The sequence below is a fragment of the Bradyrhizobium sp. HKCCYLS2038 genome, from assembly GCF_051167655.1.
In the GTDB taxonomy this organism is placed as follows: Bacteria; Pseudomonadota; Alphaproteobacteria; order Rhizobiales; family Xanthobacteraceae; genus Bradyrhizobium.
This window is the reverse complement of sequence record NZ_JBNPTM010000004.1, coordinates 631,687-656,638: the sequence shown is the minus strand read 5'-3', so window position 1 is coordinate 656,638 and position 24,952 is coordinate 631,687. Positions and strand designations below refer to the sequence as shown.

Below are 24,952 nucleotides of genomic sequence, written 5' to 3'. Positions count from 1 at the left end.
AATCCCATATATCGCATCCTCGTCCTTTACCGTTCGCTAACTTTGCCGGGCGGCTTTCGCTTCCATCCGAGCAAGGCTATCTCCGCCCTCATGGACCGCCCGACCGATCTCTTCCCAGGTGCAGCCAGCACGGCCGGCGTGGTCGACGTGCTGGTTCCGGTCGCGCTCGACCATACCTATTCCTACCGCGTGCCACGGGGGATGGCGCTGAAGCCGGGCGACGTTGTCGGCGTGCCGCTGGGCTCGCGCGAGGTGCTGGCGGTGGTGTGGGCGGAGAACGCCAATCCCGATCCGCGGCTGCACAACCGGCTCAAGGACGTCAGCGAGAAGCTCGACGTGCCGCCGCTCAAGCCGGAGCTGCGGTCGCTGGTCGATTGGGTCGCCAATTACACGCTGTCGCCGCGCGGCATGGTGCTACGGATGTCCCTGCGCATGGGCGAGCAGCTCGGCCCGGAGCGCGTCCGCCTCGGCGTCCGCCTGGTCGGTGATCCGCCGAAGCGGCTGACACCGGCGCGTCGCCGCGTGATCGAGGCCATGTCGGACGGCCTGCTGCATGGCAAGTCCGACCTCGTCCGCGAGATCGGTGTCTCCGCCAGCGTGATCGACGGCCTGGTCGACGAGGGCACGCTCACGGTCGAGGCCATGCCCCGCGCGCTGCCGCCGCCGGCGCCCGATCCGTCCTTCGCCCAGCCGGAGTTCTTCGACGCCCAGCTGGCCGGCGTCGAGGCGATGCGCGCGCTGGCCACGACTGGCACCTTCAACGTCGCGCTGCTCGACGGTGTCACCGGCTCCGGCAAGACGGAAGTGTATTTCGAAGCGGTGGCCGAGACGGTGCGGCGCGGCCGGCAGTCGCTGATCCTGATGCCGGAGATTTCGCTGACCGGGCAGTTTCTCGACCGCTTCTCGAAACGTTTCGGCGTGCGTCCGTTGGAATGGCACTCCGAGCTCACGCCGCGCACGCGACAGCGCAACTGGGCGGCGATTGCGGCCGGCGAGGCGCCGGTGGTGGTCGGCGCGCGTTCGGCGCTATTTTTGCCCTATGCCGACCTCGGCCTCATCGTCGTCGATGAGGAGCACGACCAGGCCTACAAGCAGGACGAGGGCGCCCATTATCACGCCCGTGACATGGCCGTGGTGCGCGGCCACCTCGCCAAATTCCCGGTTGTGCTGGCCTCGGCGACGCCCTCGGTCGAGACTGAGGTCAACGCGCGCAAGGGCCGCTACCAGCGCGTCGCGCTGCCGTCGCGTTTCGGCGGCCAGCACATGCCGCACATCGAGGCTATCGATCTCAGGCGTGAGCCGCCGCCGCGCGGCCGCTACGTCTCGCCGCGGCTGGCGGGGGAGATCCGCACCGCGATCGAGCGCGGCGAGCAGGCGCTGCTGTTCCTGAACCGGCGCGGCTATGCCCCGCTCACCCTGTGCCGCGCCTGCGGCCACCGCTTCGCCTGCACCATCTGCGACGCCTGGCTGGTCGATCACCGCTTCCGCCAGCGGCTGGTCTGCCATCATTGCGGGTTCTCGATGGGGAGGCCGCCGACCTGTCCGCATTGCGCGGCCGAGGAATCGCTGGTCGCCGTCGGCCCAGGCGTCGAGCGGCTGCAGGAGGAAGCGGCGACGCTGTTTCCCGATGCCCGCAGCATGGTGCTGTCTAGCGACCTGATCACCTCGGTCGAGACCATGCGCGCCGAGCTGACCGAGATCGCCGAAGGCCGCGTCGACCTCATCATCGGCACCCAGCTCGTCGCCAAGGGCCACAACTTCCCGCGGCTCAATCTGGTCGGCGTGGTCGATGCCGATCTTGGCCTCGGCAACGGCGATCCGCGCGCCGCCGAGCGCACCTGGCAGCTCCTGAACCAGGTGATTGGCCGCGCTGGCCGCGAGCAGGGCCGCGGCCGCGGCTATCTTCAGACCCACCAGCCCGAGCACCCGGTGATGAAGGCGCTGGTCGCCTGCGACCGCGAGGCCTTCTACACCAGCGAGATCGAGGCCCGCGAGCGCACCGGCTATCCGCCGTTCGGACGGCTGGCGAGCCTGATCATCTCGGCGGGGGATAGGCCTACTGCGGAAGGTTTTGCCCGTCGGCTGGTGGCGTCAGCGCCGCGTGAGGAGGGGGTACTGCTGCTCGGCCCGGCCGAAGCCCCGCTCGCCGTCATCAAGGGCCGCTACCGTTTCCGGCTGCTGCTCAAGTCGGCGCGCAATTTCGATCTGTCGGACTACCTGCGCCACTGGCTGGCGCATGCGGAGAAGCCCAGGGGCAATCTCAAGCTCGAGGTCGACGTCGACCCGCAGAGCTTCCTGTAGAGGTTGGCACCGCTCTCTCCACCGTCATTGCGAGGAGCGCAGCGACGAAGCAATCCAGAGTCCCGACGGGGCCCTGGATTGCTTCGCTGCGCTCGCAATGACGCGCGGATAGATGGGTGGCTTACGACACGATCTCGGCGGTCACGCGGCCGACGCCGGCGCGGGTCAGGCCGATGGCGCGGGCGGCGCCGGTCGAGAGGTCGAGCACCCGGCCGCGAATGAACGGGCCGCGATCATTGACCGTGACGATGACGCTGTTGCCGCCATGGGTGACGCGCAGCTTGGTGCCGAACGGCAGCGAGCGGTGGGCGCAGGTCATGGCGTTGGCGTTCATGCGCTGGCCGGAGGCGGTGCGGCTGCCGGACTCGTTGCCGTAGTACGACGCCAAGCCGGAGAAGCTGCGACCGGTGCCGGAGGACGGCGAGACCGACGCGTGGGCATTCATCCAGGACGAGTTGTTCGACCAGCCATTCGAGAACGAGTCTGCCGCGGGCTCAGCGGCCTGGCGCGCCATGTGATGATGGTGATGGCGAGCATGATGATGGTGATGCCTGGACCGGGCCGAGGCTTCGGTGGTGGTGCCGCCGACGATCAGCGTAACGGCAACAGCGAGCGCGGTGCGCGAGCCGGCAATCTTGCCAGCCGAGAAGTTCTTCAGTTTCAGCATCTCAGTCCCTCGAAACAGTATTGCTGCATTCTGCAGCCAGTGGACCCCCGTCAGGTGTTGAGGCGGGCGCCGTTTGGTGGGCCAATGAGGCATGAATGGGGCAGTAGATTTTGTTCCGTTTCGGCCAGATGAACTTGAGACTGTCTTTCAGAGCTAGGGAAAATTCCGTAATCTGACGATTTAACGTTTCATTAACTTATTAATACTTCGGGATACTGTTGACCGAAGTCTCCATCGTGCGTGTCAAGATGTCGGCAAGTAATGCGTGCCGGTGTTAGGCGGCGGCCACCGCAGGTAAGAACCGGTAGTCAAGGGTTCTGAGGCATGGCGGCCATGCAGCAACAGCTGGAACGCTCTTTGGTTCAACGGTATCGAAGTCCGGCGAGTGTTGGGGCGAGCGGAGAGCTGAGACGGTCGCGTCGTGCTGCGGGGCGCGCTCTCGGTGCGGCGCGGCAACAAGGTGCCGAATAGCGGGCCACCGCTTGTTGCGGCTGCGCTTACGCTATGTTAGCAAAGCGCCGCTTTTCGTGATCAAGCTGCTCCCTGCGGCGATCGAAAATCAAAGTCCTGCTTGAATTCCAAGGGCTTAACTGGTTTGTGCTGCACCAGCGCGCCGGTTTCCCTCTTGTGGGTTGGGCACATATAAAAAAGAGCACGTCTGTGGCTGCTGAAGATCCCTCCGTATCCGGTGTGTCCGGACGTTACGCGACGGCCCTGTTTGAACTGGCCCGCGACGAAAAGTCCGTCGATACGGTCAAGGCCGATCTCGACAAGTTCAATGCCCTTCTCGATGAGAGCGCTGACCTCAAGCGTCTGGTCCGCAGTCCGGTGTTCGGCGCCGACGTGCAGCTCAAGGCGCTCAATGCCGTGCTCGACAAGGCCGGCATCAGCGGTGTCGCCGCCAACGTGCTGCGGGTGCTGACCACCAACCGCCGCCTGTTCGCGGTCTCCGACGTGATCCGCGCCTTCAACGCGCTGGTTGCCAAGTACAAGGGTGAGGCCACGGCCGACGTTACCGTCGCCGAGCCGCTCTCCGACAAGAATCTCGACGCCTTGAAGGCCTCACTGAAGACGGTGACCGGCAAGGACGTTGCGCTCAACGTGAAAGTGGATCCAGCGATCATCGGCGGGCTCGTCGTCAAGCTCGGCAGCCGGATGATCGACAGTTCGCTTCGCACCAAACTCAACTCGATCAAGCACGCGATGAAAGAGGCAGGCTGATGGACATCCGCGCCGCGGAAATTTCCGCGATCCTCAAGGACCAGATCAAGAATTTCGGGCAGGAAGCCGAAGTCACCGAAGTCGGACAGGTGCTGTCCGTCGGTGACGGTATCGCCCGCGTCTACGGTCTCGACAACGTCCAGGCCGGCGAGATGGTCGAGTTCGAGAACGGCACCCGCGGCATGGCGCTGAACCTCGAAACCGACAACGTCGGTATCGTCATCTTCGGCGCCGACCGCGAGATCAAGGAAGGCCAGACCGTCAAGCGCACCCGCGCCATCGTGGACGCGCCGGTCGGCAAGGGCCTGCTCGGCCGCGTCGTCGACGCGCTCGGCAACCCGATCGACGGCAAGGGCCCGATCCAGGCGACCGAGCGCAAGCGGGTCGACGTCAAGGCGCCCGGCATCATTCCGCGCAAGTCGGTCAACGAGCCGATGGCCACTGGCCTGAAGGCGATCGACGCCCTGATCCCGGTCGGCCGTGGCCAGCGCGAGCTGATCATCGGCGACCGCCAGACTGGCAAGACCGCGATCGCGCTCGACACCATCCTGAACCAGAAGCCGCTGAACGTTGCCGGCGCGCCCGAAGGCCAGAAGCTGTATTGCGTCTACGTCGCGATCGGCCAGAAGCGCTCGACCGTCGCCCAGTTCGTCAAGGTGCTCGAGGAGCAGGGCGCGCTGGAGTACTCGATCGTGGTCGCCGCGACCGCGTCTGATCCGGCGCCGATGCAGTACCTCGCACCGTTCACCGGCTGCACGATGGGCGAGTACTTCCGCGACAACGGCATGCACGCCGTCATCATCTATGACGATCTGTCCAAGCAGGCCGTCGCCTACCGCCAGATGTCGCTGCTGCTGCGCCGCCCGCCGGGCCGCGAAGCCTATCCGGGCGACGTGTTCTACCTGCACTCCCGCCTGCTCGAGCGCGCTGCGAAGCTCGGCAAGGACCATGGTCTGGGCTCGCTGACCGCGCTGCCGGTCATCGAGACGCAGGCCAACGACGTGTCGGCCTACATCCCGACCAACGTCATCTCGATCACCGACGGCCAGATCTTCCTGGAGACCGACCTGTTCTTCCAGGGCATCCGCCCCGCGGTGAACGTCGGTCTGTCGGTGTCGCGCGTCGGCTCCTCGGCGCAGACCAAGGCGATGAAGAAGGTCGCCGGCAAGATCAAGGGCGAGCTGGCGCAGTACCGCGAGATGGCGGCGTTCGCGCAGTTCGGCTCCGACCTCGATGCCTCGACCCAGCGCCTGCTGAATCGCGGCTCGCGCCTGACCGAGCTCCTGAAGCAGCCGCAGTTCTCGCCGCTGAAGATGGAAGAGCAGGTCTGCGTGATCTGGGCCGGCACCAACGGCTATCTCGACGCGCTTCCGCTCGGCAAGGTTCGCGCCTTCGAGGACGGCCTGCTGTCGCTGCTGCGCGGCAAGAACGCCGACCTGCTGAACGCGATCCGCGACAGCAAGGACCTGTCCGACGACAGCGCCGCCAAGCTGAAGGCGGTGGTCGAAGGCTTCGCCAAGACCTTCGCCTGATCGCGAAGGTTTGGCCGGCTTCCAGCCGGCCATCCACGCCTTCGGGGTGGAACAACGTGACATCTCATGCCCGGCATCAGGCCGGGCATGACCAATCTCAGGGTTGAGCGGTCGGGTCTCCAGGGGATCGGCTGCCGGGGTGAGCTAGACGAACAATGGCGTCACTGAAAGACATGCGGGTCCGCATCGCCTCGACCAAGGCGACGCAGAAGATCACCAAGGCGATGCAGATGGTCGCCGCCTCCAAGCTGCGCCGCGCGCAGCTGGCGGCCGAGGCGGCGCGTCCCTATGCCGAGAAGATGGACGCCGTGATCTCCAACATCGCGAGCGCCACCATCGCCTCCGCCGGCGGGCCGAGCCTGCTCGCGGGCACCGGGCGCGATCAGGTGCATCTGCTGCTGGTCTGCACCGGCGAGCGCGGCCTGTCCGGCGCGTTCAACTCCTCGATCGTGCGCTTGGCGCGCGAACGTGCGCTCGCCCTGATGAACCAGGGCAAGGAAGTGAAATTCTTCTGCGTCGGCCGCAAGGGCTATGAGCAGCTGCGCCGCCAGTTCGACAAGCAGATCGTCGAGCACCTGGACCTGCGGTCGGTGCGCCAGATCGGCTTCGCCAATGCGGATGACATCGCCAAGAAGGTGATCGCCCGCTTCGAGGCCGGCGAGTTCGACGTCTGCACCCTGTTCTACTCGCGCTTCCGCTCGGTGATCGCGCAGATCCCGACCGCGCAGCAGATCATTCCGCTGGTCGTCGAGGCGCGTGCCGCCAATGCTGCGCCGCTGGCCCCTTACGAGTACGAGCCGGAGGAGGACGAGATCCTCGCCGGTCTGCTGCCGCGCAATCTGGCCGTCCAGATCTTCCGCGCGCTGCTCGAGAACAACGCCTCGTTCTACGGTGCGCAGATGTCGGCGATGGACAACGCCACCCGCAACGCCGGCGAGATGATCCGCAAGCAGACGCTGATCTACAACCGCACGCGTCAGGCGATGATCACCAAGGAACTGATCGAAATCATTTCGGGCGCCGAAGCGGTCTAACCGGATCGCGCAGCGCCCGTTGAAAGCGCAACTTTGGAACATATCCCGGTCGAGCCGACCGTGGTTTCGTATACGGATCGTAAGGAGAGACACTCAATGGCTACCGCAGCCAACCAGATCGGTCGCATCACCCAGGTCATCGGCGCCGTCGTCGACGTGCAGTTCGAAGGTCACCTGCCGGCCATTCTCAACTCGCTCGAAACCAAGAACGGCGGCAACCGCCTGGTGCTCGAGGTCGCCCAGCATCTCGGTGAATCCACCGTGCGCACGATCGCGATGGACACCACCGAAGGTCTGGTGCGTGGCCAGGAGGTGAGCGACACCGGTTCGCCGATCCGGGTGCCGGTCGGCGAGGGCACGCTCGGCCGCATCATGAACGTCATCGGCGAGCCGATCGACGAAGCCGGCCCGGTCAAGGCGGAAGGCCTGCGCCCGATCCACGCCGACGCGCCGAGCTACACTGACCAGTCGACGGAAGCTGAAATTCTCGTCACCGGCATCAAGGTCGTCGACCTGCTCGCGCCTTACGCCAAGGGCGGCAAGATCGGCCTGTTCGGCGGCGCCGGCGTCGGCAAGACCGTGCTGATCCAGGAGCTGATCAACAACGTCGCCAAGGCGCACGGTGGTTACTCGGTGTTCGCCGGCGTCGGCGAGCGTACCCGTGAGGGCAACGACCTCTATCACGAGTTCATCGAGTCCAAGGTCAACGCCGATCCGCACAATCCGGATCCGAGCGTCAAGTCGAAGTGCGCGCTGGTGTTCGGTCAGATGAACGAGCCGCCGGGCGCCCGCGCCCGCGTCGGTCTGACCGGCCTCACCGTCGCCGAGCACTTCCGCGACCAGGGCCAGGACGTGCTGTTCTTCGTCGACAACATCTTCCGCTTCACCCAGGCGGGCTCGGAAGTGTCGGCGCTGCTCGGTCGTATTCCGAGCGCCGTGGGTTATCAGCCGACGCTCGCCACCGACATGGGCGCGCTGCAGGAGCGCATCACCACCACCAACAAGGGCTCGATCACCTCGGTGCAGGCCATCTACGTGCCGGCCGACGACTTGACCGACCCGGCGCCGGCGACCTCGTTCGCCCACTTGGACGCCACCACCGTGCTCAACCGCGCGATCTCGGAAAAGGGCATCTATCCGGCGGTCGACCCGCTCGACTCGACCTCGCGCATGCTCTCCCCGCTGGTCGTCGGCGAGGAGCACTATCAGACCGCGCGCATGGTCCAGCAGATCCTCCAGCGCTACAAGTCGCTGCAGGACATCATCGCCATCCTGGGCATGGACGAGCTGTCGGAAGAGGACAAGCTCACCGTCGCCCGCGCCCGCAAGATCGAGCGCTTCCTGTCGCAGCCGTTCCACGTCGCCGAAATCTTCACCGGCTCGCCCGGCAAGTTCGTCGACCTCGCCGACACCATCAAGGGCTTCAAGGGCCTGTGTGAAGGCAAGTACGACCACCTCCCGGAGGCCGCCTTCTACATGGTCGGCAACATCGACGAGGCGGTCGAGAAGGGCAAGAAGCTGGCGGCGGAAGCCGCCTAAGGGCGAATAGCGAATAGGGAGTAGCGAATAGGGTTATCCGCTGCTCCCTTCTCCATTCACTACTCGCCATTCGCTAATCGCTATTCGCAGGTTCCCCATGGCTACTTTCCACTTCGATCTCGTCTCGCCGGAAAAGATCGCCTTCTCGGGCGAGGTCGACCAGGTCGACGTCCCCGGCCAGGAGGGTGATTTCGGCGTGCTGGCAGGCCACGCGCCGTTCGTCGCCACCTTGCGTCCGGGCGTGCTGACCGTCACGACAGGCGGATCGCAGCAGAAGATCATCGTGCTCGGCGGCCTCGCCGAGATCTCGGACAAGGGGCTGACCATTCTCGCCGACGTCGCGACGTCGCTGAAGGATCTGGACCAGACCGCCTTCGCCGCCGAGATCGCCGGCATGGAAGCCAAGCTCAACGAGAAGCAGGGCAACGAGCTCGATCGCGCGATCGAGCGGCTCGATCACTTCAAGACGATCCAGCAGCAGGTCAACACGACGGCGCTGCACTGATCCAGCACGCGACGTGTGAATGAACGTTCATGGCCGGGCTTTGCCCGGCCATTTTCGTCTGCGGCTCGAACGTCCCGGGCCGGCGGATGACTACTACAAGGGATGTTGGTTGCGTGCTCGCCGATCTCTGGGCATGCTTCCGACTGTACGACCGGGCGTGGTGAGATGGCAGGCCAGACCGTTCTGAAGCGCAAGATCGCGGCGATTTTCGCCGCCGACATCGCCGGCTACTCGCGCCTCGTCGCCGAGGATGAAGAGGAGACGCTGCGGCGCCTGGAAGCCTATCGCGAGGTCGTCGACGACTTCATCGCGCGCGCCGGCGGCCGGATCTTCAATACGGCGGGCGATGCCGTGCTTGCGGAATTTCCGAGCGCGGTCGAGGCGGTGCGCTGCGCGATCGACATCCAGGAGAGCCTGCGCACCCGCAACATGGCGTTTCCGCCGAACCGGCAGATGAGCTACCGCATCGGCATCACCATCGGCGATGTGGTCGAGCGCGATGGCGATCTGCTCGGCGACGGCGTCAACATCGCCTCGCGCCTCGAGGGCCTCGCCGATGTCGGCGGCATCTGCATCTCGCGCGCGGTGCATGAGCAGGTCGCCAACAAACTGTCGGTGCAGTTCGCCGACATGGGCGCCCGCGAGGTCAAGAACATCCCGACGCCGGTGCATGCCTATCGGGTCGCGATGCGCCGCGAGGACGGCACCTACGCGCCGCCGCAGGATCCGAAGGTGGCCAAGCCTGGCGGCGCCCGCCGGCTGATTTCGGCCGTCGCCGCCGTCGTGGTGATGATGGTCGCGGCCGGCGTCGGCACGGCACTGTATCTGGATCACCGTGATCCGCCGCCGGTGCAGCGGGATGCGGCCAAGTCGGCGGCGGAGGCGCTGGCCCGGCTGTCGGCGGCGCCGGCCAAACAGCCGCCGTCGCCCGCGGCCGCATCGTCGCCTGCGTCCTCCACCGCTGCCGCGGAGCCGAGCGCATCGCCACAGCCGGCCGGCTCGCCGTCACCAGCGGTAGCGCCCGAGAAGTTCGCGCCCGAGGCGGTCCCGTTCGTGACGGAGCGCACCCGCATCGCGCTCGCGCGCGACTACGTTCCGGCACAGGACTACAAGGCGTTCGCGACCACGATCAACGGCATCAACGCCTATGTCAGCGGCCAGCCCAGCGAAGAGGCCGCCAAGGCGGCCGCGCTCGAGCAGTGCCGTCAGCGCGTCGAAAGCGTGAACGGCCCGCGCAAGTGCGATCTCTATGCCGTCGGCGACGTCGTCGTCTATCCGCATAGCAAGCCGCCGATGCCACCGCAGCCATGGGTGCGCCACGACCCCTCGACCGAGCGTACATTTTCGGTTGCGGAGATGCCGCTGGCGCATGATGCCGGCAAGGCCCGGCTCGAAGCGAACTACAAGCCGGGGCGGCGCTCCAAGGCGATCGCGCTCGGGCCCAACGGGCAGTTCTTCTTCGGCGTCGGTGCCGACCTGGTCGAGGACGTCGTGCGGCGCAATCTCGAATCCTGTGGGGCACAGGCCGGCACCGCGTGCATGATCGTGGCGCTGGACGACACCTTCGTGGTGCCCGTTCCGACGGTCATGAAGGCCACCGGCTTCTTCCATGTCGCCAGCCATCCCGCGATATCAGCCGATGCCCGCGAGGAGGTCGCGCGCCGGCTTGATGCGTCTCCGTCCGGCTGGAACGCGATCGCGGTCGGCACCGGCGGTCATCCTGGCTATGGCCTGAACGGCGATCGGGAAGAGACCGCGATCGGCGGCGCGCTGGCCGATTGCTCCACTCGCGACAATGATTGCCGCGTGATCGCGATCGGCCCGTTCACGGTCGAGGGCAATTAGCTCGCCTCTCTCCGTCGTCATTCCGGGGCATCGCGCAGCGATGAGCCCGGAATCCATAGCCACGAACGGTGGTTGTCTCAAAGGCAAGCGCCACATCCATCCCGCTCCTCATCACCGATCGTGGCTATGGATTCCGGGCTCGCGCTGCGCACGCCTTAGAATGACGAGCGGACAGAGCCTGCGCGCCTGACGCAGCGACGACTATCAGGCGTTGACGAGATGTCGAAACGCCTGCGCCACGGCTCGGTACACATCGCGCCGGAACGGCACGACCAGGTCGGGGACACGCTCCAGCCGCTCCCAGCGCCAAGCGTCGAACTCGGCCGGCTGGCCGTTGCGCGGCGTCACCGGATCGATCGCGGCCTCCCGGCCGGTGAAGCGCATGGCGAACCATTTCTGGCGCTGGCCACGAAACCGCGCCAACCGATGGTTCGGGTCCTCGAACGGCGGAAACTCGTAGGTCAGCCAGTCGCTCTCACCGAGGATCTCGGCGTCCTGGATGCCCGTCTCCTCCCACAACTCGCGGCGTGCGGCGGCCTGCAGGTCCTCGCCGGGATCGACGCCGCCCTGCGGCATCTGCCATTCGAGGCCGGGCAGGACGATCTCCGGTCCGTCGTCGCGGAAGCGGCGCCCGAGAAAGACGAGACCGTCGGCATTGAACAGCGTGATGCCGACGTTCGGCCGGTAGGGTCTGGTTTCGGTCATGCTCGTTCCCATCGTTGGACACTCGCATAGCACGACACCGTGACGGCGTTGTCGCGACCGATCTGCACGGATTCATTGCAGCCGATGCGCAGAAACCGAGGGCTGCGATTCATGCGTTCTGTGGGCTGAAGGCGCGCGTGCGCTCAGCCGCCGGCGAGCGGGGCGAACTCCTTCGCCACCCGCTCATAGACGGGGCGCTTGAACGGCACGATCAGGCCCGGCAGGTTCTTCAGCGGCTCCCAGCGCCAGGTGATGAACTCGGCCTTGTGGCCGCCGCCTCCCGGTCGCTCGACGTCGATCTCGGCATCGGCGCCGGTGAAGCGCAGCGCGAACCATTTCTGCCGCTGGCCGCGGTAGCGTCCCTTCCAGGCGCGGCCGGCGACGGTGCGCGGGATGTCGTAGGTGAGCCAGTCGCCGATCTCGGCCAGCTTCTCGACCGAGCGCACGCTGGTCTCCTCGTAGAGCTCGCGCTTGGCGGCTTCCCAGGTGTCCTCGCCGGGATCGACGCCGCCCTGCGGCATCTGCCAGACATGGGTGTCGTCGACATGCTCGATGCCACCAGCGCGGCGACCGATGAACACCAGCCCTTCCGAGTTGATCAGCGTGATGCCGACGCAGGTGCGGTAGGGCAGGTCCTCGTAGCGCGTCATTCCGTCTCGGCCTTCCTGCGTGATCCCTGCGCGCATCGCCCAGGTCGCGGTCACGCCGCCTGCGTGCGTTCAGTTCGATTTTGATTTCAGCATTGCGGTTGTCAATGGCACCAGCAGGATGCCCTTGCGGTCGAGCCCCTTGATCCAGGTGCTGATGCGGTCGATCGAGACCGGGAGGGCCGACGCCGTACCCACCGCGATACCGCGCTCCTTCGCGAGGCTCTCGAGCTTGACCAGCGCACTGTCGATCTCGACCGGCGTCGGGACGGCATCGATGGTGACGTCGCCCTTGGCGAACGGAATGGCGCGCCCGGTGGCCAGCGATGCCGCCACGCTGCGTGGCGCGGCGCCGTCGTCGAACAGGGCAAGGCCGCGTTTGGCGGCCTCGTTCACGACCGGCTGCATCGCGGCTTCGGTGGCAACGAACCGCGCACCCATGAAATTGCCGATGCCGACGTAACCCTGCAGCCGGCTCATGTGCCAGAACAGCCGGTCGATGTTCTGGTCCGGACCGAGCGTGGCCAGCAGCGTCTGCGGGCCCGGATCGTTGTCGGGGTAGTCGTACGGCTCCATCGGCACCTGCAGCAGGATCTCGTGGCGCTGCGCCCGCGCCCGCTCGGCGAGCTTGGTCGGATCGGAGCCGTAGGGCGTGAAGGCGAGCGTCACGGCCGGCGGCAGCTTCATGATCGCGTCGACGGTCTTGGCCGCCCCGACGCCGAGGCCGCCGATGACGATGGCGACTGCCGGCATCCGCGCTGCCTTGGCGCGGTCGAACTCGGCGGCGTAGGCGGTGAACGGCTTCAGGCCGTCGGCCATCACCGGGATCATGCCGTAGCGCGATTTCTCGAGCAGGCGCGGATCGACACCGGGCATCTGGCTTGGCGCCGTCGAAGATCCCGGCTCCGTGGTCTCGCTCGCGCCGCCGCCGATCGCCACCTCCTGCCGGGTCCCGCTGGAGCCGTCGATGATGGTGATGGTCTTACGCTCGCCACCCTCCTGCTTGGCGGCCGGCGCACCGTGCGAGTCCTTGGCCTCGGGCGTGGCCGCAGCCGGCTTGTCCTCCGGCTTGGCGCCCTCATTGATCGCGATCCGGGCGACCGGCTCGCCGCCGAACGGGTTGTCGGCGAACATGGCAAAGCCGGCGAACACGACCAGGACCAGTCCGAGCAGCACGGCCACGGCTTGCAGCAGGGTGAAGGGAAGCCGAATGCGGCGCCCGCGACGCTTCTCCGTCTGTCCGAGCGGTGCGCTCAGCTCGTCGGCCGTCTCTGTCATCGATATTCCCGAATCAATCGGGCCGACGATATCACGGCGGGGAGTCCAGCGCAGGGCGCTTGTCCGGAGCCCGTAGATCGGCGGATCAAACGGCAGGGGCGGCTGCCGCAAAATCAAAAGGGCGACCCGAAGGCCGCCCTTTCAAAACCTGTCTCAAGCAAAACCTGTCTCGTGATTGAGCCGGTCTCAGTTCGGCTTCGCAGCCGGCTGATTGGCGGTCGGCTTGTCGGCCGCCGCCTTGTCGGTCGTCGCGGCCGGCGCGGGATTTGCCGAGGAGCTGCTCTTGATGCCATGCAGCAGGTCGGCCGCCATCTTGAGCGCCTTGTCGTCCTTGGCGTCCGGCGGGACGTAGGACTGCGAGCCGGTCTTCTCGTCACCGTCGTTCTTCAGGTGGCCGCGCAGCGAGGCCTCGCCCTTGGTGTCGGTGCGCGACTTCAGCTCATCCGGCACGTCCTGCAGCACTTCGATGTCCGGCACGATGCCCTTGGCCTGGATCGACTTGCCCGATGGCGTGTAGTAGCGCGCGGTGGTCAGGCGCAGCGCGCCATTGCCGGCGCCGAGCGGGATGATCGTCTGCACCGAGCCCTTGCCGAACGAGCGCGTGCCGACCAGCGTGGCGCGCTTGTGGTCCTGCAGCGCGCCGGCCACGATCTCCGACGCGGAGGCCGAGCCGCCGTTGACCAGCACGATGACCGGCTTGCCCTTGGTGAGGTCGCCGGCATGCGCCGAGCGGCGCTGCGTCTCCTCGGCGTTGCGGCCGCGGGTCGACACGATCTCGCCGCGCTCCAGGAACGCGTCGGACACCGTGACGGCCTCTTCGAGCAGGCCGCCAGGGTTGTTGCGCAGATCGATCACGTAGCCCTTCAGCTTGTCCCCGATCTGGGTCTGCAGGTCGGCGACGCTCTTCTTCAGGCCTTCGGTCGTCTGCTCGTTGAAGGTGGTGATGCGGATGTAGGCGATGTCGTCGGACTCGATGCGCGAGCGTACCGAACGCACGCGGATGTTGTCGCGGGTCAGCGTGATGTCGAGCGGATTGTCGGCGCCCTTGCGCACGACCTTCAGCTTGATCTTGGTGCCGACCGGGCCGCGCATCTTCTCGACCGCCTGGTTGAGCGTGAGGCCTTGCACGGCCTCCTCGTCGAGATTGGTGATGATATCGTTGGCCTGGATGCCCGCCTTCGAGGCCGGCGTATCGTCGATCGGCGACACGACCTTGATCAGGCCGTCTTCCATCGTGACTTCGATGCCGAGGCCGCCGAACTCGCCGCGGGTCTGCACCTGCATGTCGCGGAAGCTCTTCGCATCCATGTAGCTCGAATGCGGGTCGAGACCGGAGAGCATGCCGCTGATGGCGGATTCCACCAGCTTCGAATCGTCCGGCTTCTCGACATAGTCGCTGCGCACGCGCTCGAAGACATCGCCGAACAGATTGAGCTGGCGATAGGTATCGGCAGTCGCGGCGCGCGCGGTCGATCCCATCAGCACTGCGCGCGGCTGGGTCACGAACAAGGTCAATGCCGCACCGGTGACCGCGCTCAGGAGAATTACCGAAGTCTTACGCATCATCCGCGTACCTTTTCGCCTTCATTTGCGGCCCACCATGGGCCTGGATCGATTGGAGTGCCGTCCTTACGGAACTCGACATAGAGCACTGGTTGACTCGCATTGGTAGCGAGAATGGAGGCGACTTGGGATGTGATGCCCATGGTCGCGACCGGCTCTCCCGTCTGAACAAACTGCCCGATGTTGACGGAAATGCGCTCCATCCCGGCGATCAAGACATGATACCCGCCCCCGGCGTTGAGGATCAAGAGTTGTCCGTAGCTGCGGAAGGGGCCCGCATACACAACCCAGCCATCACACGGGGTTGTGACCTGAGCGCCCGGACGGGATGCCAAGGAAATGCCTTTATCGACGCCGCCGGCGCCGTCGGACGCGCCGAATTCCCGAATCCTGGTGCCGTTGACCGGGTAGGTCAGCATGCCCTTGCTGGATGCAAACGCGATCGCCGGCGCCTTGCGCCCGGGATTGCGCAGCGCATTCGCATCCGGCTTTGAGTTGACCGGAACGCCCTGCAGGCTCGCCGTCGAGGCGGCCTTGGCGGCGCTCTTGATGTCGAGTTCCATGGTTGAGATCAGGCCCTGCAGCGAATCGACCTGCTGCGCGAGCATCACCGCGCGGGCACTCTCGGCCTCCATGTCCTTCTCGGCCGTGGTCTGCTTGCGCTGACGTTCCTCGACCAGCGCAGCAAGCCGGGTCTGATCGGTGCGCAGCTTGTCGCGGTCGCCGGAAAGCTTGTCGCGTTCTGTTGCGATGGTCTTGCGAATGGCCACGAGCTCGCCGAGGTCGGTGGAGAGCTTCTCGGCACGGCCGCGCATCTCCGGCACGACCGCTCCCAGAAGCATGGCGGTGCGCAGCGACTGCAGAGCATCCTCGGGGCGGACGAACAGGGCCGGCGGGGTACGGCGTCCCGCACGCTGCAGTGCAGCCAGGACCTCGATGATCTCGCTGCGGCGGGATTCCAGGGAGGTGCGCAGATCCTGCTCGCGCCCATCGAGGCCGCGCAGCCGCGTCTCGGCCTCGCCAACCCTGATTTCGACGCTCCGCACCTGGGACGCGACGTCGATCAGCTGCTGATTGAGCTTGCCACGGTCCTCGCCGAGGGCGGCGATCTCGGCCTTGAGACGCTCCTGCGCCTCGGCGGCGGCCTTTTGCGCAGCACGGGCCGCCTCGAGCTCCTGCTCGCGCTGCTTCAGCTGCTCGGGTGTCGGTGGCGGTCCGGGGGGCGTAGCCGGAGCGGTACTGGGAGCCGTGATCGAGGGGCGGAGGCCGTTCTGGGCCGTTGCCGGATTTGCGGCGGTTGCCGCGAGAGACAGGACTGCGATCAGCGACGCGCCGCACGCCCAGCCGCTGCGGCCGGTCATCAATGAGCGAGTGGTGGACCGCGCAGCGAACATCGACGTCCTTAATGTGCTCCCATCCTAGCCGATTCAAGCGCGGTGATAGGGGTGACCGGTCAGGATCGTAGCAGTACGGTAAATCTGCTCGAGCAGGAGAACGCGGACGATCTGATGCGGCCAGGTCGCGGCCCCAAACGCGACCGCGAGCTTGGCTCTGCGCCGCAATTCGGGCGAAAGTCCGTCGGCGCCGCCGATCACGAAGGCGGTAGCGTTAATGCCTTCGTCGCGCCAGCGCCCGATGTGACCCGCGAAGGTTGTGCTGTCGACGTTCCGGCCGCGCTCGTCCAGGCAGACGAGCATGGCCTTGTCCGGGATCAGGGCCGCGATCGCGGCGGCTTCCTCGCTGATGCGGGTGGCAGCGTCGCGCGCGCGGCTTTCGGGCAGCTCGTGAATCTCGATGCTGCGCAGCCCGAGCTTGCGGGCGAGGTCGTCGAAACGCTCGCGGTAGCGCTCCGCGAGCTCCCGCTCGGGACCCTGCTTCAACCGGCCGACGGCGATCAAGATGATGCGCATGCGCCCGCACTAGCACGTGCGTGGCGCGATTCGCACCGGCGGCCGCGTTCGGCCCCCTAGACCGTCTTCGCTGGTTTCGGCCCCTGCGTCCACAACCGCTCGAGATTGTAGAACTCGCGCACCTCGGGCCTGAACACGTGAACGATCACGTCGCCGCAATCGATCAGCACCCAATCGCAATTGGGCAGGCCTTCGATGTGGACCTTCTTGGCGCCGCTCTCCTTCAGGCCTTTCGCGACGTTTTCCGCGATCGATCCGACGTGCCGGTTCGAGCGGCCCGTGGTGATGACCATGTAGTCGGAATACGCCGATTTGCCGTGAAGATCGATGGTGACCGTCTCTTCCGCCTTCATGTCCTCGAGGCGAGAGAGGATCGTGCGCAAGGTCTTGTCGGCGTCGGGTTGCGCCTGCAAGGCCGCTTCCAGGGTCGCAGCTTTACGCGTGGACTTGGCAGTCGCCGACTTGGCACTCACAGACTTGGCAGTGCTTGCCTTTGACGTCGTTGCCTTGGTCTTGGGTAAGGCCGACTGGGACAATACAGATGTGGTCAGGGACCATTCCTTTCACTGTATCGCAGGCCGAATCCATCGGGGCCTGCTGACCATACTAGGCATGTGGGGTTAACGGTTTCAACAATCCAGTCCCCAGCGGTTGTGGTCCGGCGTCGCTTCCCACCACCCGCCTCGGACCGCGGCGGGCGGAAAGTTCCATGCACATCCGATGCCGCGGGGATGCACGTCCTGCGGCCATTTCAAAATGACTTCCAGCTGCCGTCCGGGTTCCTCAACCCCGTCGACGACAGGTTCAACTTGAGGCCGGTGAGGTACACCCAGGCGGGCGCAGCGCGGTCTGCAAGACGACTGGCCTCCGCCTCCGCAACGCGATACCGCGCCAGCGCACGGGCGGCGGGGGCATTCAGGGCGCGGAAGCTGCGCGGCGGGCGATCGACCACGGCGATGGGCACCTGGGCCGCGATGTGCTGCCACTTCTGCCAGCGATGGAACTGCGCGAGGTTGTCGGCGCCCATGATCCACACGAAGCGCAGGCGCGAGGCGCGCCGGCGCAGATAATCGATGGTGTCGGCAGTATAGCGGGTGCCGATGACCGATTCGAGACAGCTGATCTCGATCCGCGGATCCGCAGCGACTCGGCGCGCTGCAGCGGCGCGCTCGGCCAGCGCATGCAGCCCGCCATTGTCCTTGAGCGGATTGCCGGGGGTGACCAGCCACCAGACACGGTCGAGCTGCAGCCGCTTCAGCGCGAACAGGCTGATTGCACGATGCGCCTGGTGCGGCGGATTGAACGAGCCGCCGAGCAGGCCGATGCGCATGCCGTCGCTGTAGGGCGGCAGCGCCTGCCGGATCGCAGCGCGCATGGCGGTCTCGTCGGTCACGGCTGCCCCCGCTTGCTCCGCGTCCGACTCAACCACAGGCTGCCGCGGTCATGGCCGCGTCTGCCCGGTGCCGTGAATCCGGTATTTGAAGCTCGTCAACTGCTCCACGCCGACCGGCCCGCGTGCATGGAACTTGCCCGTGGCGATGCCGATTTCCGCGCCAAAGCCGAACTCGCCGCCATCGGCGAACTGCGTCGAGGCGTTGTGCAGCACGATCGCCGAGTCGACCTCGTTGAGGAACTTGTCAGCGGCGGCGTTGTCGTTGGTGACGATCGCGTCGGTATGGTGCGAGCCGTGCGCGTGGATGTGAGCGATCGCGCCCTGCACGCCGTCGACCACCTTGGCCGCGATGATCGCGTCGAGATATTCGGTATCCCAATCCTCATCGCTCGCCGGCTTCACCCGCGCGTCCGCGGCCCGCACGGCGTCATCGCCGCGCACCTCGCAGCCGGCGCCGATCAGCATATCGACCAGCGGCTTGATCTTGTCCTGCGACGCCCGGTCGACCAGCAAGGTCTCGGCCGCGCCACACACCCCGGTGCGCCGCATCTTGGCGTTCAGCACGATCGACTTGGCCATCTCGAGATCGGCGGCGCCGTCGACATAGACGTGATTGACGCCTTCGAGATGCGCGAACACCGGCACCCGCGCCTCCGCCTCGACGCGCGCGACGAGGCTTTTTCCTCCGCGCGGCACGATGACGTCGACGCCGCCATTCAGGCCGGACAGCAGCAGACCCACGGCGGCGCGGTCGCGGGTCGGCACCAGCGTGATCGCGGCTTCGGGCAGGCCCGCCTCGCGCAGGCCTTCGACCAGGCATTCATGGATCGCCCGGCACGAGCGGAACGAGTCCGAGCCGCCGCGCAGGATCACCGCATTGCCGGACTTCAGGCACAGCACGCCGGCATCGGCCGCGACGTTGGGACGGCTCTCGAAGATCACAGCGATCACGCCCAGCGGCACCCGCACGCGCTCGATGGTCATGCCGTTCGGCCGCTGCCAGCTCTCGGTGACGACGCCGACCGGATCGGCGACGCCGCGCACGACTGCAATGCCGTCCGCCATGCCGGCGACGCGCGCCGGCGTCAGCGTCAGGCGGTCGAGGAACGACGCCGCCATGCCGGCGGCCTTGGCCTCGGCGACGTCCTCGGCGTTGGCCGCGATGATCGCATCAGCGCGGGCGCGAATCCGCCGCTCCATCGCCTCCAGCGCCCGGTTCTTCTGCTCGGCCGACGCCAGCGACAGCACCCGCGCCGCCGCACGGGCGCGCTGGGCGAGGTCGTTCATCAGCGCAGGCAGATCGGCGCTGCCGTCGATGGCTTTGAGAGGCACGGTCATGGGCGGTTCAACCTTGAAGTAAGGCCCTTGGTAGCACGAAAATCAGCCATTTGCGACGTCGGCGGCGAGGCCTTACGCCGGGCCAACCCCCGCCGGCCCGATCACCAGATCGTCGCGATGGATCATCTCCGCGCGGCCGGACATGCCGAGGATCACGGCGACGTCAGGTGATGAGCGGCCCTTGATGCGCTCGGCGTCGTCGGCGTCGTAGGCGACCAGGCCGCGGCCGATCTCGTCGGTGTCGGGGCCGCGCACCACGACGGCATCGCCGCGGGCGAACTGGCCGTCGACCCGGATCACGCCGGCCGGCAGCAGGCTCTTGCCGGCGCGCAGCGCGGTGACGGCGCCGGCGTCGATCGTCAGCGTCCCCTTCGGCTCCAGCGAGCCGGCGATCCAGCGCTTTCGCGAGGTGACGGGATTGGCGGGCGTCAGGAACCAGGTGCAGCGGCCACCATTGGCGATCGCCGCGAGCGGGTGCTCGATCTTGCCGGAGGCGATCAGCATGTGCGTCCCGCCGGTGGTCGCGATCTTGGCGGCTTCGATCTTGGTCTTCATGCCACCGCGCGACAACTCGGACGCCGCACTGCCGGCCATCGCCTCGATGTCGGCGGTGATGCTCTCGACGACCGGGATCAGCCGCGCGTTCGGATCCTGCGCCGGAGGGGCGGTGTAGAGGCCGTCGATGTCCGACAGCAGCACCAGCAGGTCGGCGCTCGCCATGGTCGCGACGCGGGCGGCGAGGCGGTCATTGTCGCCATAGCGGATCTCGGCGGTGGCCACCGTGTCGTTCTCGTTGATGACCGGCACCGCGCGCCACTCCAGCAGCTTGGCGATGGTCGAGCGCGCGTTGAGATAGCGGCGGCGTTCCTCGGTATCCTGCAGGGTCACCAGGATCTGGCCGGCGCCGATGCCGTGGGCGCCGAGCACCTCCGACCAGATCCGCGCCAGCGCGATCTGGCCGACGGCAGCGGCGGCCTGGCTCTCTTCCAGCTTCAGCGGCCCGCGCGGCAGCTTCAGCCGGCTGCGGCCGAGCGCGATCGAGCCCGACGATACCACCAGCAGCTCGCAGCCACGGCCATGCAGCCGGGCGATATCGGCAGCCAGCGCTGTGAGCCAGGAGGCGCGGACCTCGCCGGCCTCGGAATCGACCAGCAGCGACGAGCCGACCTTGACGACGATGCGGCGGAAGTTTTCGAGACGGGGGGCCATGGCAGATACGGGGTCGGTTCTAGCCCGCGTCGCGTGACGAGCGGTTGCGTGATGGACACGCGGTCCGCGCGGGACGGGCTATGGAGTGAGTGATCGCGGCGGAGTGTCGCAAGCCGGGGCTCGAGAGGCAAGGCTCGCGAGGCAAGGTTGAGCTTCAGCTCAGCCCTGCGGTGGCACTGGCCCCGCCCACGGCTCATCGGTCGCGGCGTTGTCCGTCGTGCTCTTGGCCTTGTTGGACACCGGCTGCTCGCTGATGACGTCGGCGAGCTTGCGCAGGGCGTCCTTGACGCCATCGCCGGTCGCACCGGACAGCACCAGCGGCGTCTTCTTGGCGGCGCGCTTCAGCCGGTCCTTCTGCTTCTTGAGCTCGTCGGGATCGACCGCGTCTATCTTGTTGAGCGCGACGATCTCGACCTTGTCGGTCAGCTCGCCGCCATAGGCTTCGAGCTCGTGCCGGACCGTCTTGTAGGCCTTGCCGGCGTGCTCGCAGGTGGCATCGACCAGATGCAGCAGTACGCGGCAGCGCTCGACATGGCCGAGGAAGCGGTCGCCGAGCCCCGCGCCCTCATGCGCACCCTCGATCAGGCCAGGGATATCCGCCAGCACGAACTCGCGGCCATCGGCGTTCACGACGCCGAGCTGCGGATGCAGGGTGGTGAACGGATAATCGGCGATCTTTGGCTTGGCGGCCGACACCTTCGACAGGAAGGTGGACTTGCCGGCATTCGGCAGGCCGACCAGGCCGGCGTCGGCGATCAGCTTCATGCGCAGCCAGATCCAGCGCTCCTCGCCGGGCTGGCCGGGATTGGCGTTGCGCGGCGTCCGGTTGGTCGGCGACTTGAAATGGGCGTTGCCGAAGCCGCCATTGCCGCCCTCGGAGAGCACGAAGCGCTCGCCAACCGCGGTGAAGTCGTGGATCAGCGTCTCGCGGTCCTCGTCGAACACCTGGGTGCCGACGGGAACCTTCAGCACCACGGACTTGCCGCCAGCGCCATGACAGTCCTTGCCGGAGCCGTTTCCGCCGCGCTGGGCCTTGAAATGCTGCTGGTAGCGGTAGTCGATCAGGGTGTTGAGGCCGTCGACGGCCTCGATGATGACATCGCCACCGCGGCCGCCATTGCCGCCATTCGGCCCGCCGAACTCGATGAACTTCTCGCGCCGGAACGCAACGCAACCGTTGCCGCCGTCGCCGGAGCGCACATAGACCTTGGCTTCATCGAGGAATTTCATGATGCGCCCTACGTAGGCGAGGCGGGACCCCACGGCAACCGCGGAATGGGTTTAATTCGGCCCGAAGCCTTAATTTCGAGCGGTAAAGCGGCGCTGCGCAAGAGCTGGACAAGGCTTGCGCAGGGGTTGCGGCAGGGCTGCGTGACGCTTTCAGCGGAAGGGCTGGAGCCATGGCAGCGCGCCTGATAAGGCAGCGCAATCATGAGCGTGCTCTCCCGAATCTCCACCGCCAACGACGAGCGCTCGGCGCGGCTGGCCGGCATCGGCCTGATGCTGCTGTCGATCGCGATGTTCTCGTTCGGCGATGCGCTGGGCAAGTTCCTGGTCTCGACCTATGCCGTCGGCCAGCTGCTGTGGCTGCGCGCCTGCGCGGCGCTGCTGCTGCTCGCGCCGTTCATCTGGCGCAACCGGGCGGCCTTCCTGCAGCTCGAACGGCCCTGGCTGCAGCTGGTGCGCGTCGTCCTGTCGACGCTCGAAGTCGCGGCGTTCTTCCTCGCCACCGTGTATCTGCCGCTCGCCGACGTCATCACCTACTATCTCGCCGGTCCGATCTTCGTCACCGCGCTCTCGGCGCTGGTGCTGCGCGAGCACGTCGGCTGGCGGCGATGGACCGCGATCCTGATCGGCTTCTGCGGAGTCTTGATTGCGCTGCGTCCCTCGGCGCAGACCTTCAGCCTGCCGGCGCTGATCGCGCTCGGCGGCAGCCTGTCGTTTGCAGTGCTGATGCTGATCACGCGCTCGCTGCGGTCGACGCCCGACATCGTGATGGCTTCGTCGCAGTTCGTCGGCACTTTCCTGCTCGGGGCCGCGATGTCCGCGTTCGGCTGGGTCACGCCGACGCCCGGCAGCCTCGTGATGTTCGCCGCCGCCGGCCTCATCTCGGTGACCGCACTGTTCTGCGTCAACCGCTCGCTGAAGCTCGCTCCGGCCTCGGTGGTCGTGCCCTATCAGTACACGATGATCGTCTGGGCCGTGCTGTTCGGCTTCGTCGTGTTCGGCGATATCCCGCATCCGGCGACGATCGTCGGCGCCATCATCATTATCGGCGCGGGCCTCTACATCTACCTGCGCGAGCGCAGCCTGGGGCAGGGCCAGGGTGCGGTGAATCCGCCGGTGTAGCGGCACCCACCGCCGTCGTCCCGGCCTTGAGCCGGGACCCAGACTCCGTTCGGCCTGTGGTGGAGAAGGCTGTGGCGCCAGCGTAATTCCACCACCGATTCGGTGGCTATGGGTCCCGGCTCAAGGCCGGGACGACACCGATTGCGCAGTGACGAGCCGGGCCTACCGCCGCGCCGCGTTGGTCCACGCCTTCAGCGAGGCCCACACGCCGCGGGTCAGGCGGAAGGCGTCGACGGGGGCCGACGAGCCGATCACCTCGAAGCGGTGCAGCTCTACGCCGGTCCATTGGAAGCCGCACTTTTCGAGGATGTTGCGCGAACCGGGATTGCTGACCCGGGCGTGCCCGATCAGCACGTTGTCCTCGCTGGTCTCGAAGAAATAGTCGATCGCAGCCCGCGCGGCCTCGGTGCCGAAGCCGCGGCCCCAATATTCGACGCCAAGCCAGTAGCCGAGCTCGGCGCGGCCGGACGCCGGCCGGTTGATGCTGATCATGCCGATCGGCGCATCCAGATGCGCGATCAGGAACACCGTCTCGTCACTCTGCTCCAGCGATCGCACAAAGCGGGCGGCGTCGACCTCAGAATAGGGATGCGGCAGGCGGCGGGTGTTCTCGGCAATAGCGCGGTCATTGGCGATCCGGGCAATCGCAGTCACGTCCGCGAGCTCCGGCGGACGCAGCGTCAGCCGGGGGGGCTCGAGGACGCAAGGTCTCGCCTCGCGCAAGGTGGGAGTCGTGATGTCCTGCAGCATGTCGGGCTCCGTCGACGCTTCGGGATCAGCTTGGGATCAGCGAAAATGAAAAGGGGAGGCCGGTTGTCCCGCCTCCCCTTGGAGCCATCTTGCGCTCCGCCGGTTCAACAGGACCCGGCGGACGCTATGTGTTCCACCGTTATTCAGCAGCCTCGGCGGCTACCGGACGCACCGAAATGAACGTGCGGTTGGCGCGGGCATGAAATTCGACGACGCCGTCGATTTTCGCGAAGATCGTATGATCCGTGCCCATGCCGACGTTGAGGCCGGGATGCCAGGTCGTGCCGCGCTGACGCGCAATGATGTTGCCGGGAATCACGCGCTCGCCGCCGAACGCCTTGATGCCGAGGCGCTTGCCCTTGGAGTCACGTCCGTTGCGGGATGAACCGCCTGCCTTTTTATGAGCCATCGCTCGTCTCCGATCTCAAGATCACCTTTAGCGCGATTCCGCGAAGGGATCATTCACAATTGCAACCTGCGCGCACAAAAAATCTGCGCGCGATGAGGATCAAGCCGCTGCGGCGCGCCCGTGCGCGCCAGCAGATTTATTCGGCGGCGTCGGCCGCCGGGGCTTCCGCCTTGGCCTTCTTCGGGCGCGGGCCCTTGGTCGGCTTGGCGTTGTCGGTCAGGATCTCGGAGACGCGGATCAGCGTCAGCTCGTCCCGGTAGCCGCGCTTGCGGCGGGAATTCTTGCGGCGGCGCTTCTTGAACGCGATGACCTTGGGGCCACGCTTGTGGTCCAGCACCTCGACGGCGACGGACGCACCGGCCACCGCGGGAATGCCCAGTACCGGCGTGTCACCGCCGACCACCAGCACCTCGTTCAGCTGCACGATCGTGCCGGGTTCACCGTCGATCTTGCCAATCTCGAGCACATCATCCGGGGCGACGCGGTATTGCTTGCCGCCGGTTTTGATGACTGCGAACATCGTTCTCATCCTTCGTGTTCGATCCCGGCCTCAGAGCGCGCTGGCCCCGGGTCGGCTTCTTGTTCAGTCGTTATGGTTCATGAGGTCCGGCCCGATCGGGGCCGGCGTCGGCGTGTCCCGGGCATCGAGGCCCGTCCGATACGCGCAACGACAATCGGCGCGAGAAGCTCGCGCCGGTCGATCGCGGGGTTATAGCGGCCGGGGTCGGGGAGTCAAGGGAAAGGGGCGAATAGCGAT

General features: G+C 66.7%; 23 protein-coding genes. 8 read left to right on the top strand and 15 right to left on the bottom strand.

Translation table 11 applies throughout. The annotated features are described in order from the left end of the window. Positions 1–90 precede the first annotated feature (90 nt). Entirely contained in the window at positions 91–2,301 is a 2,211-nt protein-coding gene (locus tag ACQR1I_RS20920; RefSeq protein WP_434866433.1) for a primosomal protein N', read from the top strand. A 121-nt stretch (positions 2,302–2,422) separates the two neighbouring features. Here the strand turns inward: ACQR1I_RS20920 and ACQR1I_RS20915 are convergent, their stop codons facing one another. After that, on the bottom strand, positions 2,423–2,968 hold the full coding sequence (locus ACQR1I_RS20915) for a septal ring lytic transglycosylase RlpA family protein (RefSeq protein ID WP_434866432.1): 546 nt from the start codon (positions 2,966–2,968) through the stop codon (positions 2,423–2,425). Positions 2,969–3,628: 660 nt separating this feature from the next. Here ACQR1I_RS20915 and ACQR1I_RS20910 point away from each other — a divergent pair. From ACQR1I_RS20910 to ACQR1I_RS20885, 6 genes are all read left to right on the top strand, one after another. Continuing rightward, positions 3,629–4,189 carry a F0F1 ATP synthase subunit delta gene (locus ACQR1I_RS20910; protein WP_434866648.1) on the top strand — a complete coding sequence of 187 codons (561 nt, stop codon included), beginning with the start codon at positions 3,629–3,631 and terminating at the stop codon, positions 4,187–4,189. Then, positions 4,189–5,721, top strand: coding sequence for a F0F1 ATP synthase subunit alpha (gene atpA / locus ACQR1I_RS20905; RefSeq protein WP_316238521.1), 1,533 nt, complete (start codon positions 4,189–4,191; stop codon positions 5,719–5,721). Before ACQR1I_RS20910 ends, atpA begins: the two co-directional genes overlap by 1 nt. A gap of 155 nt (positions 5,722–5,876) precedes the next feature. Then, on the top strand, positions 5,877–6,755 hold the full coding sequence (locus ACQR1I_RS20900) for a F0F1 ATP synthase subunit gamma (protein WP_434866431.1): 879 nt from the start codon (positions 5,877–5,879) through the stop codon (positions 6,753–6,755). A gap of 96 nt (positions 6,756–6,851) precedes the next feature. Further along, positions 6,852–8,294, top strand: coding sequence for a F0F1 ATP synthase subunit beta (gene atpD, locus ACQR1I_RS20895; RefSeq protein WP_434866430.1), 1,443 nt, complete (start codon positions 6,852–6,854; stop codon positions 8,292–8,294). Positions 8,295–8,391: 97 nt separating this feature from the next. Then, complete coding sequence (locus tag ACQR1I_RS20890) at positions 8,392–8,799, top strand: F0F1 ATP synthase subunit epsilon (protein WP_434866429.1); 408 nt, start codon at positions 8,392–8,394, stop codon at positions 8,797–8,799. 165 nt (positions 8,800–8,964) lie between these two features. Further along, positions 8,965–10,644 carry an adenylate/guanylate cyclase domain-containing protein gene (locus tag ACQR1I_RS20885; RefSeq protein WP_434866428.1) on the top strand — a complete coding sequence of 560 codons (1,680 nt, stop codon included), beginning with the start codon at positions 8,965–8,967 and terminating at the stop codon, positions 10,642–10,644. Positions 10,645–10,848: 204 nt separating this feature from the next. Here the strand turns inward: ACQR1I_RS20885 and ACQR1I_RS20880 are convergent, their stop codons facing one another. The 11 genes from ACQR1I_RS20880 to obgE all read right to left on the bottom strand — a co-directional run bounded on the left by ACQR1I_RS20880 (position 10,849) and on the right by obgE (position 21,917). Continuing rightward, on the bottom strand, positions 10,849–11,349 hold the full coding sequence (locus ACQR1I_RS20880) for an RNA pyrophosphohydrolase (RefSeq protein WP_434866427.1): 501 nt from the start codon (positions 11,347–11,349) through the stop codon (positions 10,849–10,851). A 143-nt stretch (positions 11,350–11,492) separates the two neighbouring features. Beyond that, complete coding sequence (locus ACQR1I_RS20875) at positions 11,493–11,999, bottom strand: RNA pyrophosphohydrolase (RefSeq protein WP_434866426.1); 507 nt, start codon at positions 11,997–11,999, stop codon at positions 11,493–11,495. A 69-nt stretch (positions 12,000–12,068) separates the two neighbouring features. Beyond that, complete coding sequence (locus tag ACQR1I_RS20870; RefSeq protein WP_434866425.1) at positions 12,069–13,274, bottom strand: divergent polysaccharide deacetylase family protein; 1,206 nt, start codon at positions 13,272–13,274, stop codon at positions 12,069–12,071. A gap of 186 nt (positions 13,275–13,460) precedes the next feature. After that, positions 13,461–14,840, bottom strand: a complete 1,380-nt coding sequence (locus ACQR1I_RS20865; protein ID WP_434866424.1) for a S41 family peptidase — start codon at positions 14,838–14,840, stop codon at positions 13,461–13,463. Beyond that, positions 14,837–16,231, bottom strand: coding sequence for a murein hydrolase activator EnvC family protein (locus ACQR1I_RS20860; protein WP_434866423.1), 1,395 nt, complete (start codon positions 16,229–16,231; stop codon positions 14,837–14,839). Before ACQR1I_RS20860 ends, ACQR1I_RS20865 begins: the two co-directional genes overlap by 4 nt. Before the next feature lie 33 nt (positions 16,232–16,264). Further along, positions 16,265–16,747, bottom strand: a complete 483-nt coding sequence (gene rlmH / locus ACQR1I_RS20855) for a 23S rRNA (pseudouridine(1915)-N(3))-methyltransferase RlmH (RefSeq protein WP_434866422.1) — start codon at positions 16,745–16,747, stop codon at positions 16,265–16,267. 56 nt (positions 16,748–16,803) lie between these two features. After that, a complete protein-coding gene (rsfS, locus tag ACQR1I_RS20850; protein WP_434866421.1) occupies positions 16,804–17,160 on the bottom strand; it encodes a ribosome silencing factor in 357 nt (118 codons plus the stop codon). Between the two features lie 338 nt (positions 17,161–17,498). Continuing rightward, the gene (locus ACQR1I_RS20845; RefSeq protein ID WP_434866647.1) at positions 17,499–18,122 is read right to left on the bottom strand and encodes a nicotinate-nucleotide adenylyltransferase; all 624 of its coding nucleotides are present in this window, start codon (positions 18,120–18,122) and stop codon (positions 17,499–17,501) included. Positions 18,123–18,188: 66 nt separating this feature from the next. Continuing rightward, on the bottom strand, positions 18,189–19,478 hold the full coding sequence (locus tag ACQR1I_RS20840) for a glutamate-5-semialdehyde dehydrogenase (protein WP_434866420.1): 1,290 nt from the start codon (positions 19,476–19,478) through the stop codon (positions 18,189–18,191). A 72-nt stretch (positions 19,479–19,550) separates the two neighbouring features. Further along, positions 19,551–20,687, bottom strand: coding sequence for a glutamate 5-kinase (gene proB / locus ACQR1I_RS20835; RefSeq protein ID WP_434866419.1), 1,137 nt, complete (start codon positions 20,685–20,687; stop codon positions 19,551–19,553). 159 nt (positions 20,688–20,846) lie between these two features. Further along, a complete protein-coding gene (gene obgE / locus ACQR1I_RS20830) occupies positions 20,847–21,917 on the bottom strand; it encodes a GTPase ObgE (protein ID WP_434866418.1) in 1,071 nt (356 codons plus the stop codon). Between the two features lie 201 nt (positions 21,918–22,118). On the opposite strand from obgE, the gene ACQR1I_RS20825 reads away from it, so the two are divergent. Continuing rightward, positions 22,119–23,036, top strand: a complete 918-nt coding sequence (locus ACQR1I_RS20825; RefSeq protein ID WP_434866417.1) for a DMT family transporter — start codon at positions 22,119–22,121, stop codon at positions 23,034–23,036. Positions 23,037–23,198: 162 nt separating this feature from the next. Here the strand turns inward: ACQR1I_RS20825 and ACQR1I_RS20820 are convergent, their stop codons facing one another. The 3 genes from ACQR1I_RS20820 to rplU form a co-directional block, all read right to left on the bottom strand. Further along, on the bottom strand, positions 23,199–23,786 hold the full coding sequence (locus ACQR1I_RS20820) for a GNAT family N-acetyltransferase (RefSeq protein WP_434866416.1): 588 nt from the start codon (positions 23,784–23,786) through the stop codon (positions 23,199–23,201). 139 nt (positions 23,787–23,925) lie between these two features. Continuing rightward, positions 23,926–24,195: a 50S ribosomal protein L27 gene (rpmA, locus tag ACQR1I_RS20815; RefSeq protein WP_315715952.1), complete on the bottom strand. Its 270-nt coding sequence runs from the start codon at positions 24,193–24,195 to the stop codon at positions 23,926–23,928. Positions 24,196–24,331: 136 nt separating this feature from the next. Continuing rightward, on the bottom strand, positions 24,332–24,715 hold the full coding sequence (gene rplU, locus ACQR1I_RS20810) for a 50S ribosomal protein L21 (RefSeq protein WP_035648644.1): 384 nt from the start codon (positions 24,713–24,715) through the stop codon (positions 24,332–24,334). Positions 24,716–24,952 lie beyond the last annotated feature (237 nt).